This window comes from Roseobacter sp. TSBP12, from assembly GCF_009129705.1.
Taxonomy (GTDB): Bacteria; Pseudomonadota; Alphaproteobacteria; order Rhodobacterales; family Rhodobacteraceae; genus Celeribacter; species Celeribacter baekdonensis_A.
The window spans coordinates 126,478-140,005 of record NZ_PYIB01000026.1; the positions used below are offsets into that span (position 1 = coordinate 126,478).

Annotated in this window: 13 protein-coding genes; 4 read left to right on the forward strand and 9 right to left on the reverse strand. The window is 59.4% G+C overall.

Features of this window, described 5'->3' with window-relative positions; genetic code table 11:
* Positions 1–48 precede the first annotated feature (48 nt).
* Entirely contained in the window at positions 49–945 is an 897-nt protein-coding gene (locus tag C8029_RS07520; protein ID WP_152002631.1) for a LysR family transcriptional regulator, read from the forward strand.
* A 28-nt stretch (positions 946–973) separates the two neighbouring features.
* Here the strand turns inward: C8029_RS07520 and C8029_RS07525 are convergent, their stop codons facing one another.
* The 3 genes from C8029_RS07525 to C8029_RS07535 are packed head-to-tail and all read right to left on the reverse strand — an operon-like array spanning position 974 to position 4,102.
* The gene (locus C8029_RS07525) at positions 974–2,038 is read right to left on the reverse strand and encodes an ABC transporter substrate-binding protein (RefSeq protein ID WP_193217609.1); all 1,065 of its coding nucleotides are present in this window, start codon (positions 2,036–2,038) and stop codon (positions 974–976) included.
* Positions 2,035–3,438, reverse strand: coding sequence for a sensor histidine kinase (locus C8029_RS07530; RefSeq protein ID WP_226946274.1), 1,404 nt, complete (start codon positions 3,436–3,438; stop codon positions 2,035–2,037). Before C8029_RS07530 ends, C8029_RS07525 begins: the two co-directional genes overlap by 4 nt.
* Positions 3,431–4,102 carry a response regulator transcription factor gene (locus C8029_RS07535; RefSeq protein WP_009570059.1) on the reverse strand — a complete coding sequence of 224 codons (672 nt, stop codon included), beginning with the start codon at positions 4,100–4,102 and terminating at the stop codon, positions 3,431–3,433. The genes C8029_RS07530 and C8029_RS07535 overlap by 8 nt, the downstream gene beginning before the upstream one ends.
* A gap of 181 nt (positions 4,103–4,283) precedes the next feature.
* Here C8029_RS07535 and C8029_RS07540 point away from each other — a divergent pair, with 181 nt between their 5' ends.
* The 3 genes from C8029_RS07540 (at position 4,284) to C8029_RS07550 (ending at position 7,358) form a co-directional block, all read left to right on the forward strand.
* On the forward strand, positions 4,284–5,273 hold the full coding sequence (locus tag C8029_RS07540; protein WP_152002632.1) for a Bug family tripartite tricarboxylate transporter substrate binding protein: 990 nt from the start codon (positions 4,284–4,286) through the stop codon (positions 5,271–5,273).
* A gap of 99 nt (positions 5,274–5,372) precedes the next feature.
* Entirely contained in the window at positions 5,373–5,804 is a 432-nt protein-coding gene (locus tag C8029_RS07545) for a tripartite tricarboxylate transporter TctB family protein (protein WP_152002633.1), read from the forward strand.
* A 12-nt stretch (positions 5,805–5,816) separates the two neighbouring features.
* Entirely contained in the window at positions 5,817–7,358 is a 1,542-nt protein-coding gene (locus tag C8029_RS07550; protein WP_009570056.1) for a tripartite tricarboxylate transporter permease, read from the forward strand.
* A 182-nt stretch (positions 7,359–7,540) separates the two neighbouring features.
* Here C8029_RS07550 and dapA read toward each other — a convergent pair whose 3' ends face one another.
* From dapA to C8029_RS07580, 6 genes are read right to left on the reverse strand one after another with little or no spacing between them, the layout of a single operon-like run.
* Complete coding sequence (gene dapA / locus C8029_RS07555; RefSeq protein ID WP_226946275.1) at positions 7,541–8,449, reverse strand: 4-hydroxy-tetrahydrodipicolinate synthase; 909 nt, start codon at positions 8,447–8,449, stop codon at positions 7,541–7,543.
* 11 nt (positions 8,450–8,460) lie between these two features.
* Positions 8,461–9,147, reverse strand: coding sequence for a dihydrodipicolinate reductase C-terminal domain-containing protein (locus tag C8029_RS07560; protein WP_152002635.1), 687 nt, complete (start codon positions 9,145–9,147; stop codon positions 8,461–8,463).
* Positions 9,148–9,155: 8 nt separating this feature from the next.
* Positions 9,156–10,550 carry an aldehyde dehydrogenase family protein gene (locus C8029_RS07565; RefSeq protein ID WP_152002636.1) on the reverse strand — a complete coding sequence of 465 codons (1,395 nt, stop codon included), beginning with the start codon at positions 10,548–10,550 and terminating at the stop codon, positions 9,156–9,158.
* Positions 10,550–11,857: an FAD-dependent oxidoreductase gene (locus tag C8029_RS07570; RefSeq protein ID WP_152002637.1), complete on the reverse strand. Its 1,308-nt coding sequence runs from the start codon at positions 11,855–11,857 to the stop codon at positions 10,550–10,552. The genes C8029_RS07565 and C8029_RS07570 overlap by 1 nt, the downstream gene beginning before the upstream one ends.
* Positions 11,850–12,125, reverse strand: a complete 276-nt coding sequence (locus C8029_RS07575) for a 2Fe-2S iron-sulfur cluster-binding protein (protein ID WP_152002638.1) — start codon at positions 12,123–12,125, stop codon at positions 11,850–11,852. Before C8029_RS07575 ends, C8029_RS07570 begins: the two co-directional genes overlap by 8 nt.
* Positions 12,122–13,282 carry an NAD(P)/FAD-dependent oxidoreductase gene (locus tag C8029_RS07580; RefSeq protein WP_193217610.1) on the reverse strand — a complete coding sequence of 387 codons (1,161 nt, stop codon included), beginning with the start codon at positions 13,280–13,282 and terminating at the stop codon, positions 12,122–12,124. The genes C8029_RS07575 and C8029_RS07580 overlap by 4 nt, the downstream gene beginning before the upstream one ends.
* Between the last annotated feature and the right edge of the window lie 246 nt (positions 13,283–13,528).

A 13,528-nucleotide genomic window follows, 5' to 3' on the forward strand; every position in this document is an offset into this window, starting at 1 on the left:
CAGATAATCCGGCGAAAATTGGAATGATAATTCGGAAATGACGAACAAATGATAGACCGGCTTGCGACGATGCGCCTTTTTGTCCGTGTTCTGGAGCGTGGCAGCTTTACCAAAGCCGCCACCGATCTGAACATTCCGCGCTCAACCGCCAGCGAAGCCATTCAACGGTTGGAGCGCGATTTGGAAAGTCGCTTGCTTGACCGCACGACACGGCACATCGCCGCCACGCCCGATGGGGCGGCCTATTATCAACGGTGCTTGTCGATCCTGGCCGATTTGGAGGAGGCAGAAGGCGCCTTGCGTGGACACGAGCCTTCGGGGCTTTTGCGCATTGATGCCCCTGGTACACTCACACGGGTCTTTTTGTTGCCGCGCCTGTCGGGGTTCCTCGCCCGATATCCCAAGATCACATTGCAACTTGGTCAGACGGAACGATTGGTCGATCTGGTGCGCGAAGGGGTCGACTGTGTCATCCGCGCCGGAGAACCGGAGGACAGCACCATGATGATGCGGCGACTCGCCAGCATCCCGGAGATCACCTGCGCCAGTCCCGAGTATCTTGCAAAATACGGCACGCCGCAGTCCGTCAAGGACCTCGATGGCCATCGCATGGTGGGGTTTTTGTCGTCGCGAACCGGAACGGCGATGCCGCTTGAGTTCAAAGTTGGGACGCGTTTTGAGGAAGTTTCTTTACCTGCAACTGTGACGGCCAATGACGCAGACACGGTGCATCACTTGGCAAGGGAAGGCTTTGGCCTCGTGCAAGCACCAAAGTATCGTTTTCTGGATGACCTTGAGGCTGGGAGACTGGTGGAAGTCCTGAGCAATGCGCCACCCCCACCCATTTTCCTCGCCGCCTACTCCCCCCAGAACCGACAACTCTCCCCCAGAGTGCGGGTGTTTCTGGATTGGGTGGTTCATGTGTTTGAGGACGCGGTCCTATGAGGTGCTGTCTCGACGAGGCGCGCCCCGGTTATTTCACCGCATCCACACCAAAACTATCGCGCCATTTTTCGATAAAGCGGGCGCGCCTATGTCGATCCATTGCCACAAGCAAGGTCGGCCCAATGGGAATGTAGCGTGTCGCACTTTCGTTTGCGGCGGTTTCATCGCTGTTGCTGTCATGAATGAGCGTGCTCTGGGACAACAGGGCGCGCCCTCGGGGTGACAGGAGAAAGTCTAAAAAAACCCCCGCCGCAGCACCTTGGTGCGTGCCCTTGGGGATCATAAAAGCGCGCGACAAAAACAACGTGTAATCTTCGGGGTAAATCACGCCCAAATTCTCATGCGGTACGGTATCCACATAGGAGCCCAAGACATTATAGGCGATTTTATATCGGCCACTGTCGACCCCTTCAATGATCTCCGCCGAACAACAGGTTGCCACCGCATCGACTCGGGCGAAGCCTTCCAAAAGCCCGCCAAAGGTTGTGGCCTCCTGACTGTCCATAAAGGCAAAGAGAAACCCAAGGCCTGAGGCTTCGACATCATAGGTGGCGATTCTACCCATAAAGTCGGCAGAGGAACGCCGCATCAAATCCAACAGTGCAAAGCGCGTGCGCGGGGCGTCCTCAGCAGAGACCAGATCGGTGTTGTAGATGATCACAGCGGCTTCGCGGGTGATCCCCCAAAGCTCGTCGCGCCACCGACGCGCGGCGGGCAATTGGGCTGTGAATTCAGACTGATAGGCACTGGCACAGGCGCGGTTGACCAAATCCACCATCTGATGCACCCCGGAGGAAATCACCACATCCGCAGGTGTGGCTGTCCCCTCACAGGCTCCAAGACTGTTGGCATAAAGCGCGTTGGACCCCCATTGTTCATAGGCGATTTCGACGCTTGGGTTGGCCGCGACAAAGGCCGCCAAAGCAGGGGCAAAAATCGAAATATCGGTGGTGGAGCGCACCAGGAGAACGGTGCTTGGTGTGGCGTCTTTGGCGATAAATCTTTGGCTGGCCTCTTGGCTCATCGCCGGGTTGGCAATGAGGCACAGCACCATCAAACTCATACGCCACAGAGGCGATACATAGCCCATCATACCTTCCCCGTACTCTGATCCGCAGGCAAGGCCAGACTGACACGAAACCCTTGATCATTGCGTGCCATATGCACCTTTCCTTCGAATGCCTCGGCCACGGCGCGCACAATCGAGAGGCCCAATCCCGCGCTGTTGCCCTTTGAGGCGGCGGAGCGTTCAAACCGTTGGCCGATGGTGTCGATCACATCGTTGGCCGGGCCAGGACCCGCGTCTTGGACCCAAATCTCACCTATGCCTCGATCGGCACAGACCCCGATGGTGATCGGGGATGTGCCATGACGCAGCGCATTCGCCAGCATGTTTTTCGCCGCTTCACTCAATGAAATTTCATCGGCCATCACGATCACCGCCACATCCCCGATCTCTAATCGAACCTCGGCCTCCGGGGCCAAAACTTCGTGGTCGCGGTCCTCAAAGACCTTCAGCGCCACGTCGCGCAAATCCACGGCGGAGGGCGGGGCGTTATCTGTGCGGTGGATGACCATGGCGCGGGACAACATTTGATCCAACAATGTGCCCAAAGAACGTGTGCGCCGCACCAAGCGCTCCAGCCGTTGGGCGCGATGCGCGGGATCGTCTTCAATCGCCAATTCCGCCTGCGCCCGGATCGCGGCAACAGGGGTGCGCAACTGATGCGCGGTGTCAGAAATCAGATGTTTCATCGCGCCGACTTGTCGGTCCAGACGCTGCATAAACCGGTTCATCGCATGGACCATGACCGCAACTTCGGCAGGCCCGTCTGCGGCCATCGGCGTCAGGTCATAGGGGTCACGGTGCGACAGGTCTCGGGTCAGGTGTTCAAGCGGTCGCATGGCTGAGCGGATCACTAAAAATGCCCCCAAAAGCAGAGCGATGCCGCCAATCCCCGTGACCAGAACCGCGCCCTTGGTCAGGTCCAGCGCCATCGCATTGCGCGCCCGCAACGTCTGTCCGACAAAGACAAACACCGCGCCGGAAAAATCCCGTTCCGAGAACCGCCTGGCCACGGTGACAAACCGGGCGCGTTCGCCTTGGAGTGTGCTGTCAAAAAACGCTGGCGTGGTGAGCGTGTCATGGGTGAAATCGCGTGCAACAGCGCCCGCGTAGCCGGTCAGAACCTCGCCCTGCGGGCCACGCACTGAATAAAAAATGCGATCGTCCGCCGCTAGGGACAAAAGGCCAAAGGCCGAGACCGGAATATCTGCAATCGGGGCGCCATTCACGATGTCGATTGATTCCGCAATGTCATTGGCCGCACCCAGTAAAATGCGGTCAAAGGATTGCCGCGCTGCGTTTTTGCCGTAGGCAAAGGCGGCGATCGTCACCAAAATGCCCCCTACGGCCAAAAGCGACAAGACCCCGCCCATCACTCGTGACAGGAGTGTGCGTTGACCGTTCAGCACAACCATGTGGCTATTCATTTTGGAAAATCCGATAGCCGACACCGCGTTGGGTTTCGATGCTCACGCTTGTGCCCGCGAGCTTTTTGCGCAGCCGCGCGATGTAGAGTTCGATGGCGTTTAATCCCACATCGGCGTCATCAAAGGCGAACAACCCATCATACAGGCGTTTCTTACTCAGCGCGGCCTTTTGATTGCGCAACAACAGCCCCAAAAGCGTGGCCTCGCGTCGGGTCAGATTCAGCGGCACACCCTCAAGTGTCGCATTCAGGGTTGCGAGCGAAAATGTCAGCGGTCCCAAAGAGATGGCGTCCGATTTTTGCTCCGCTTCGCGCCGCACAAGGGCACGAAGGCGGGCTTCCAATTCACGTTGATCAAAGGGTTTGACCAAATAGTCATCGGCCCCAAGATCAAGCGCGGACACCCGGTCATCGACGGAAAACAAGGCGGTCAGCATCAACACCGGCGTGCGGTCACCGCGCGTGCGCATGTCGCGCAACAGCTCGGTGCCGTTGCGGTCGGGCAGGTTGATGTCGAGCACAATCGCATCATAGCGCTGCACCGCCAGAAAATCTTCCGCTGCCTCACAACACTCGGCGATGTCACAGGCCATGCCGGATTTGTCCAGCCGAATGGCCACGGCTTCGGCCACATCGGCCGCATCTTCAACGATCAATATCCGCATGGTCCTCTGATCCTCCCGCTTCACTGGCCCGCGTGATCCGCCGTGACAGGTTCATGACAGCTTTGCAGTCTACACATCCTTCATAGCCATTCGCGAGGAGACCGCAAACCTGCGGTGCGTTGGCTTTTGGACTTCGGGCGGCCTTACAGCCCGACAGACATGAATGTGGAGGAAAATACACATGATCATCAAGGCCACTCGCCTCACCGTTGCCGCAGCTTTGCTTGGCGCATCCACCTTTGGCGCATTTGCGGAGGGTTTCACCCCAGAGAACCCCGAATGTATCGCCCCGGCCAACCCAGGTGGTGGCTGGGATTTCACCTGCCGTCAGGTGGGAAAAACACTGCAAGACCTCGGCCTTATCGAGAAAACCATGCAGGTCGTGAACCTCGCCGGGGGCGGTGGTGGTGTGGCCTATGCCGAAGTCGTCAACAAGCGCGCCGATGACAACGATCTGATCGTGGCCGCCTCATCCGCAACGGCCACCCGTTTGGCTCAGGGCGCGTTCCCCGGCAATACTATGGATCAAGTTCGTTGGTTGGCCTCGATTGGTGCCGATTACGGTGTGATCGCCGTCGCCAAAGACAGCGATATTGCCGATCTTCCCGCGCTGCTTGAGATGATCAAAACCGATCCGCGCTCTGTGTCCGTTGCGGGCGGCTCCGCTGTGGGCGGTTGGGACCACCTCAAGGTCCTGATTGCGGCCAATGCTTATGGCATCGACGATGTGCGCACTGTGAAATACATCGCCTTTGATGGCGGCGGCGAGGCGGTGACCCAGCTTTTGGCCGGGTCTGTTCAGGCCTTCACCGGTGACATTTCCGAAGCCAAAGGCTTTGTCGACAGCGGTGACATCCGTGTGCTTGCCGTGTTGTCGCCTGAGCGTCTCGGTGGCGAATTTGCCGATTTCCCGACGGCAAAAGAGCAGGGCGTGGATGCCATCGGGGCCAACTGGCGTGGCTTCTACGCACCGGGCGAGATGAGCGACGAAGCCTATGACGCATGGGTGTCCAAAATCGCGGATCTCTATGCCACACCTGAATGGAAAGAGATCATGGCGAACAACGGCATGGCGCCGCTTGACCTGCAAGGTGCAGCCTTCGAAACATTCGTCTCCGAGAGCGTTGCGCAAATTCAGGCGATTTCGAAAGACATCGGCATCATCAAATAAGCCATTTGGTTTGTGATGATGTGACGGGCGCCGCATCTGTTGCGGCGCCCAGCTCATATCCCCACCGGTCCGTTTCCACATCCTCCAAAGGAGATCCCCATGAGTGATCGTATTTTTGGTTTGGTTGGCCTGCTTCTTGCCATCGGCTTTGCCTTTGCTGCCTTGGCGATCGAGGAAAGTTTCCTCTCTGATGCCGTCGGTCCCAAAGCCTTTCCGCTGATCATTGCCACCATTCTCGGCCTCAGTTCCATTGCCATCGCGCTTAAGCCCGACGACGCGCCGACGTGGCCAAGCCTCGGTCGCTTCGCGGAAATTCTCGCGGCGGCTGTGGTTATGATGCTTTACGCCGAACTGCTTCCCGTCCTTGGTTTCGTGATCGCAACGGCCTTTGCCGCCGCCTATCTGACATGGCGGCTTGGGTCGGGCGTGGTGGCCACCGTGCTGACCGGTGTCGGCACCTCGGTTGGGATTTATGTCATCTTTCACCTTGTGCTTGGCCTGTCGCTCGCGCGCGGCCCGCTTGGGTTTTAAAGGACCACCATCATGGACACTTTCATGTCTCTCGCGGACGGTTTTGCCATTGCACTGACGTGGCAGAACATCCTTTTGGCCCTGTTGGGCTGTTTCCTTGGCACCATCATGGGCGCGCTTCCGGGCCTCGGTCCGTCAAACGGTGTGGCGATTTTGATCCCGCTGGCCTTTACCCTTGGTCTTGGGGCCACGCCCTCGTTGATCTTGCTCACGTCGGTTTATTACGGTGCGATGTATGGTGGGCGGATTTCGTCCATCCTGCTCAACATTCCCGGCGATGAACCGGCGATGATGACCTGTCTCGACGGCTATCCAATGGCGCAAAAGGGCATGGCAGGGCAGGCGCTGTCGCTCTCTGGTATTGCCTCTTTTGTTGGTGCGTTTTTTGCCACTTGGGGCCTGATTTTCCTTGCGCCGCAGCTCGTCAAAATCGCGCTCTTGTTTGGCCCCGCCGAATATTTCGCACTGTTCGCCTTGGCTTTTATGACCTTGGGCGGCGTGTCTTCGACCAACCAAGCCAAATCGGCCTTTGCCGCAGCACTCGGTCTTGGCCTTGCAATGATTGGCGTTGACACCCAAACCGGCGTGCCGCGTTTTACCTTTGGCGAAGTGCACCTCTATGACGGTTTGGATTTCCTCGTTGCCATTGTCGGCCTGTTTGCGCTCTCCGAAGTGTTCATTTTTTTGGAGCACCGCCATGGTGACGCAGAAGGCACGGCATCGAAAATCAAAGTCGGGCGTCTGACGCCGCCTTTGTCGATGCTCAAACAAACCACGCCGACAATGATCCGTTCCACGCTCCTGGGCTTCTTGGCGGGGGTGTTGCCGGGGGCAGGGGCCTCGCTTGGGTCCTTTATTGCCTATTCGTTTGAGAAACGGTTGGTGGACAAGGACGGCAAGACCTTTGGCAAAGGCGATCCGCGCGGTGTGGCCGCCCCCGAGGCCGGCAACAATGCCGCCGCGGGGGGCGCGCTTGTGCCGATGTTGGCGCTGGGTGTGCCGGGGTCAGGCACTACGGCGGTGTTGTTGGCGGTGCTGTTGTCGCTCAACATCACGCCGGGACCGCTGTTGTTTTCGCAAAACCCGGATGTAGTCTGGGGCCTGATCGCGGCGCTGTTCATCGCCAACTTCATGCTCTTGGCGATGAACATTCCGATGGTCGGCCTGTTCACCCGCGTGTTGATGGTGCCGCCGCGTATCTTGATGCCGGTGGTTGCCATGGTGTCTTTCGTTGGCATCTACGGCATTTCGGGTTCGTCCTTTGACCTCTTGGTCATGGTTGGCTTTGGCATGTTGGGCTGGATCTTGCGCAAATTCGATGTGCCGCTGGTGCCGATCATTCTTGGCACCTTGTTGGGCAATGCGATGGAAAACAACCTGCGCCGCGCGATCACCATCGACAATGGCAATTGGCTGACCTTGGTCGACAGCCCGTTGTCGATCACACTTTGGTTGATCGCTATCGTCGGCTTCATTTTGCCGCTGATCATTGGCCGCAAAGTGAAATCGAAAATGCACGCCCGGCGTGACGAAGAAGGCTCTCTGGCCGACTGAAGCAAAAGACTGGCGGGCGTTTGTGCTCACGTCGCAAACGCCCGCTTCTCCCCACGGCTCTGTTTTGCGGCAAGGCTGAAGTCACGCCCCATGCACACGTCCGCGTCGGGGTCGGCAACCCAAAGACACAGCCGGCGTGGCCAAGGCGGTTACGCCGCCAGGGTGGAGTCCTCCGGGCGAGATTAAAGGGCGAGACCCTCCCGGCGGGTTTTGAAGTCCACCACATGTTGATCCAACACGCTCCGTGATGGTGCCGACACTTCCGCCAGCGGCATCCGCACCGAAGCGGTATAGAGCCCGGCATTGGACAGAACGTATTTCACCGGGGCGGGGCTGTTTTCGATAAACATGGCATCGGCGATGTCGCGCAGGGCCTCGTGAATGTCCAAGGCGCGCAGGCGATCCCCTGCCTGCCAGGCTTTGTACAGCTCAACACAGATTTCCGGGTCGTAGTTCGAAAACACCGAGGTCAGACCACAAGACCCAAGCGCGTAAAACGCCAGTGCCAGACCGTCATCGCCACAGTGAATAGCCAGGCCGGGCGCGGCCGTGCGCAGATCAGTCACGCGCGACGGCGCGCCACCGGCTTCTTTGATTGCAACGATGTTGAGATGACGCTGGGCCAAGGCACCAGCGGTGTCGGGGGCAATCTCAACGCCCGCCCGGCCGGGCACAGAATAGAGCACGACATCGGCTGTGGTTGCATCGGCCACCGCAGAAAAATGGTTGAGCAGCCCCTGTTGTGAGGGCTTGTTGTAATAAGGTGTGACGACCAAAACCCCATCGACGCCAAGCTCGGTTGCACGCTGTGTCGCGGCTATCGTTTTGGCTGTGGAATTGGACCCGGTGCCGGCCAAAACATAGGCTTTGCCCTTGGCGTGTTTGACCGTATGCGCGATGAGCGCATCGGCTTCCTCGGAGGTAAGGGTTGCCGCCTCGCCTGTGGTGCCAACGGGCACAAGGCCGGTGATGCCAGCGGCGAGTTGGCGGTCAATCAACCTGTCAAAAGCGACCCAGTCGATATCGCCGGATTGGGTGAAAGGGGTGATGAGGGCGGTGAAAACACCGTCAAAGCGAGACAGATCGGACATGGGATTCTCCATTAGGATGCAAGCAAATCTTTGGGGGCGTAGAGGCCATTGGCGCGTCCAACGAGCCAAAGGGCGGCCTCAACCGCACCGGCGGCATAGGCGGCGCGGGTGCGCACATTCAGTTCAAGGCGCAGCGTGGCGATTTTGTAATCCAGAACAACGGTGGTGATACCAGCCGTATCCCCGATGCGCTGAATGTCGAGATCGATCTCTTTGCCGGTGATCTCAGAAAGCTCGGCACTCAGCCGTTTGGTGGTGCCGGAGGCGGCCATTTTCTTGCCGGCTTTATAGACCTCCCCCACCGTAATCGCGGCCTCTGGCAAGGCTTTGCTGAGGGCAAGGGCTGCGGCGGCGAAGGCTTCAAATCCTTTGGTGAAATTGGCACCGATCAAGAGGGCGCGGTGGTCCGCTTCGGCGTGAAGGCGCGCGGTTTGCGCAGCGGAAAACCCGGTGGTGCCAATGATCACTGGCAAAGAGGTGCCTTGCAGATGGTCCAAAAGTGTCATGACCGCATCCGGTGTGGAAAAATCAATCACAACATCCGTGCCTGTGAAATCGGCTTCGGCCAATGTCAAAGTGGTGTCTGTGCCAGAGGCCGATATTGCCTCTGCCAGGGTGGCCTGGTCTGTCTCCGTCAGCAGGGCGCAGACCTCGCGCCCCACTTTACCTGTCGCACCAAAAACCGAAATATGTGTCATCTGCGGCCTCAATCTATCACAACCTTGGTTTCGCTCATTTCGCGCAGCGCGATGCGGACCCCTTCGCGGCCAAGGCCGGATTTGCGCACCCCGCCAAACGGCACATGTTCGACCCGGAAATCGGGACCTTCGTTGATCATGACGCCGCCGACTTTGAGCTGACGCGAGGCCAGTTTGATTGCGGCGTGATCATTGGTGTAGACGCCAGCCTGAAGTCCAAATCCCGCCGCGTTCACTTCGCCGATCGCGCCGGAGAAATCGGTGAAGCTGCGGATGGAAATTACCGGACCAAAGGTCTCTTCGCGCATCAGTTTGGAGCGCGGGTCCACACCGCTCATCACCACCGGATCGAAATGGGTGTGCTGACGCCGCCCACCGGTCAACACATGCGCGCCTCCGGCCACGGCCGCCTCAATCCGAGCTTCGATTTCAATCGCAGAAGCGGCATCAATCACCGGCCCCATGATGGTGGCGGGATCAGAGGGGTCGCCCATGCCGACATTGGCCACCAGCGCCAAAAGACGGTCGGTGAATTCGGCTTCAATCGCCTCATGCACGTAGAGCTTTTTGACCGCGGCACAGCTTTGCCCTGCGATCTCATAGCGTTGCGCCACTGCGGTTTTCGCCGCCGCCTCAAGATCGCCATCAGGCAGGACAAACAGCGGATCGTTGCCGCCCAATTCCATCAAACACCGCACAAGGCCAGAGGCGTTTTTGAGCGCAAGGCCTGCGCCGGGGCCACCGGTGAAACTCAACAGGTCAATCGGGGCCTTGGCCAAGGCGGTCGCGGCCTCTGCGCCACCATGGACGATCTGAATCAGGTCTTTCGGCGCACCCGCCTCGTCGCAGAGATCCATCAACATTTGTGCGGCAAGCGGCGCTTTCGGCGAAGGTTTGGCGATCACCGCATTGCCCGCCGCGATCGCCGGGCCGAGCTTGTGGCACAACAGGTTCACCGGGTAATTGAACGGAGTGATCGCGGCAACGACGCCGACCGGCTCATAGGTGATCACGGCCTGACGATCAGGGCCGCCAGCAACGATCCCGGTGTGCAAGACGTCGCCATCCAGAAACGTCGCCGCATCGCCCGACAGGCGCAGCGTGTTTTGGGCGCGGCGGAGTTCATTGCGCGCTTCGGTGATGGTTTTGCCCATTTCCTGCGACACGGTCTGCGCCAGGTTTTCCGCATCTTGTCCCATCAAATCGGCGATCCTGTTCAACAGGGCGCGGCGTTCATGCGGGGTGGAAAACCGAAAGGCGTCGGCGGCTTTCGTGGCGTTGGCGACGATTGTCTGGATCTCTTCGGCGCTGGTTGCATGCACCTTGCCGACGAGGCTGTTGTCATAGGGGTTGCGCACTTCAAACTCTTGAAGGGTCGCGATGGAGGGAGATTGTACGTTCATCATTTGAGGTCCTGGTGAGAGGGGTCCACGGTGAAATCGGGCGCATCAAGAATGTCGCGCACGCGGACGGGTTTGATGGGCCAGCGATTGCCGCGAAGATCGGCAAAGCTGGTGGTGTCGGGAGTGAGGGCTGCGACCCAATCGAGGCATTGACGACCTTGACAGGGCCCCATGCCAAACCGTTCGGTGAGGCGCAGGGTGCGGGCCGTTGTTTGGGTTTGCTCTGAGGCTGTCTGAAGCGCCTGTTTCAGATCACCCAGACTGCGGTTTTCGCAGCGGCAGATGACGGTGTCGTCTGGCAACTCGGGAGCCGCAAGCGCGGGCGCACGGGCAAAGAGTTTGGCGAGCAGGGTTTGCGTTTTGATAAATCTCTGATCAGGCGCAATCGCCGCCCGACCTGGCGTCGCGTTCAAGGCGTGTAGGACCTGTTCAGCGGCACGTTTGCCATCTTCTTCGGCGGCCCAACGCCCCAGAACCGATCGGCAATCTCCGGCCTGAAACACGGGCGTTTGCCCCGTCATTTCGGCGCTGACGCCAAAGTCATTGCGTGCCAACCCGTCATGCAAACCAATGTGGTCCACGGCAATTTCGGCCCAGCGACCCTGACGGCTGGTGTGAGCGATCAACGCCCCGTTGCGCGTCTCAATCCGGGTCAAATCCGTCCCCGAAAGAATCGGAACGCCTGCAAGCAGAAGTTGCCCCATGTAACGCGTGGCTTCGGTCAAAACGCGGGCGGGCAAACGCAGAGCCATCAGAGGGTGGCGCAGCGGGTTCCCGGTTTCGATCACCGCAACCGGCGCACGGCCCGCCGCCACCATTTGAGCTGCGATAGCATAGAGGAGGGGGCCGGTGCCAGCCAACAGAAGACGCCCCAAAGGCAATGTCCCTGTGGTTTTAAGCGCGATTTGCAGCGCCCCGGCACTGCTCACCCCGGCCAGGGTCCAACCGGGGCGGGGCTGAATGCGTTCGCGCGCACCGGTGGCGAAAATGACCGCGCGGGGTTTGAACATCATGCCAGCCTGCCCCGTCAGTAGGGCTGTGCCCGTCTGATCAAAGGCGGCGAAGGCGGTCGACAGGCGTAGATCAACACGCGGACGAACGCGCTCGAAATCCTGACGCAGGATGCGGGCTTCGCGGGTCAGTTTCGGCGTCAGATTTGGTTGGGCGCGCAAATTGGCATAAACGGCCCCACCGATGCCCGGTGCATGGTCGACCAAAACGGGGTGAAGCCCCGCGTCGGACAATGTGATGGCGGCACGCAACCCGGCGGGGCCTGCACCGACGATGAGGGGGCGGGTGTCAATCATGGGCGCTCTCCGTCAGGCGGTGATCGGACAGGCTGCGCACGGATTGCGCCGCATCGCAGAGGGTCAGACAGGCCTCAGCCACACCGATGCCTTCGATCGAGACCAAGCAATTTTGGCACTGACCAATGCCGCAAAAAATCGCGGCGGGCAGCGCGGTTTGGCGCAGGCCAAACTCCGTGATCCCGGCCCGCGACAGTGCCGAAGCGATTGTATCGCCGGGGAGAAAGGCAATCGGAGTGCCGTTCCAAAGGATGGTTTGGCCGCTCATGCTGGGATCGCCTCTTGTGATGAAAAACGTCCGGGGGTGAGGGCGGCAAGATCGGGGCTGGATTGCCCGGTTGCGAGGTGTGCGGCGATCTCGCGACCGATCAGGGCGGACAGGCAAATCCCATCGCCTTCAAATCCGGTGGCGCAGACCACATTCGGCTCTTCCGGCAGGGCACCGACAATCGGCAAACCATCGAGAGACGCGCTGCGCACGCCCGCAAAGACCCGAATGATCCGGCGCTCAGCCAGACGTGGCAGACAGCCGACGGCGCTGTGCAGCAGGCGGCGCACGGTGGCGATGTCTGTTTGGCGCTCCGTCCCATGATCTTCGCGGGTTGAGCCGATCAACACCTGCCCTGTGCGCAGGGGGTCGATGACGACGGGGAGACCAGCGTCACCGCGCCCGTTTGCCGTTTTATCAAGGAGATACGCGGCAGAGGTCAGCGGGCCGGGCAGGTTGGGTTCAGATGCGGGGCCCCTGTCAGAGACAATCAACTGACCGGAGCGCGCGATCATCGGCACGTTTGGGAGGAGTCCCATGGTGCCAATGCCGGAGGCGATCACGAGCTGTGCGCAATTCATCTCACCCGCCGAGGTGAAAACCCGCACACCCTCGGGACCCGGCTCATAGGCTTCCAGGCTGCGCGGCCAAAAGAGATCGCATTTGGCAGCGCGAAGATAGGCATGGGTGGCTTGGTAGCCGAGCATATGCGCCTCACCTTGCAGTTCGATCACCCGCGTGATGTCTTTGCCAAGGCCAGAAATGGCCGAGGTTTGCGCGGCCCCATCCTGGTGGATGGTGACGGAAAGGGACTGGTCGTGCAGCATGCGGGTCAGCCGATCAAGTGCTGCGCTTTCGGGGGCGGAACGGGCAAAGATAAACGTTGGCCGAGGGTGAAAAATGCCTTTTAAAATGCCGTTGTGTTGTGCCATCTCTCGCGCATAGCAAAGCGAGGCATCGGCAAGGTTGGCCATGAGGCCCGGGCGTTTGGAGGCGACCGAGACGGCCCCATCCGACGCGCCTGAGGCTGCGGCCGCCGGGCCTTTTGCGTCGATGACGGCGACGCGGAGACCCCGTTGGGTCGCGTGCCATGCCACGCAGGCGCCGATAATGCCGGCTCCGGCAATCACGAGGTCATATGAGTCTGTCGGCTGCACCAAGGTTGCTCCAATTTGGTTTGATCCAAGGTTGGGCAATTCCGGGCCTGATTTCGATGCAAATATATGCGGTTAAGATACAAAAAAAGTTGGAACAATTCTGTGTGCGCTCGATAAAGGTCTATGACATGTAAATTATTTTGTATATTTGCAGGATGATCTTGTATTGCCTGAGGCCCCGATAACGGGTGCTTTGTAGCAAGGAAGCACGGGAACGCCGTTTTCTCAAAACGAAGTGGCAGCGCA

What these genes read in the sequence shown, in the direction of transcription:
- C8029_RS07520 (WP_152002631.1), top strand. Translation starts at nt 49, where the DNA reads ATGATAGACCGGCTTGCGACGATGCGCCTTTTTGTCCGTGTTCTGGAG.
- C8029_RS07525 (WP_193217609.1), bottom strand. Translation starts at nt 2,038, where the DNA reads ATGATGGGCTATGTATCGCCTCTGTGGCGTATGAGTTTGATGGTGCTG.
- C8029_RS07530 (WP_226946274.1), bottom strand. Translation starts at nt 3,438, where the DNA reads ATGAATAGCCACATGGTTGTGCTGAACGGTCAACGCACACTCCTGTCA.
- C8029_RS07535 (WP_009570059.1), bottom strand. Translation starts at nt 4,102, where the DNA reads ATGCGGATATTGATCGTTGAAGATGCGGCCGATGTGGCCGAAGCCGTG.
- C8029_RS07540 (WP_152002632.1), top strand. Translation starts at nt 4,284, where the DNA reads ATGATCATCAAGGCCACTCGCCTCACCGTTGCCGCAGCTTTGCTTGGC.
- C8029_RS07545 (WP_152002633.1), top strand. Translation starts at nt 5,373, where the DNA reads ATGAGTGATCGTATTTTTGGTTTGGTTGGCCTGCTTCTTGCCATCGGC.
- C8029_RS07550 (WP_009570056.1), top strand. Translation starts at nt 5,817, where the DNA reads ATGGACACTTTCATGTCTCTCGCGGACGGTTTTGCCATTGCACTGACG.
- dapA (WP_226946275.1), bottom strand. Translation starts at nt 8,449, where the DNA reads ATGTCCGATCTGTCTCGCTTTGACGGTGTTTTCACCGCCCTCATCACC.
- C8029_RS07560 (WP_152002635.1), bottom strand. Translation starts at nt 9,147, where the DNA reads ATGACACATATTTCGGTTTTTGGTGCGACAGGTAAAGTGGGGCGCGAG.
- C8029_RS07565 (WP_152002636.1), bottom strand. Translation starts at nt 10,550, where the DNA reads ATGAACGTACAATCTCCCTCCATCGCGACCCTTCAAGAGTTTGAAGTG.
- C8029_RS07570 (WP_152002637.1), bottom strand. Translation starts at nt 11,857, where the DNA reads ATGATTGACACCCGCCCCCTCATCGTCGGTGCAGGCCCCGCCGGGTTG.
- C8029_RS07575 (WP_152002638.1), bottom strand. Translation starts at nt 12,125, where the DNA reads ATGAGCGGCCAAACCATCCTTTGGAACGGCACTCCGATTGCCTTTCTC.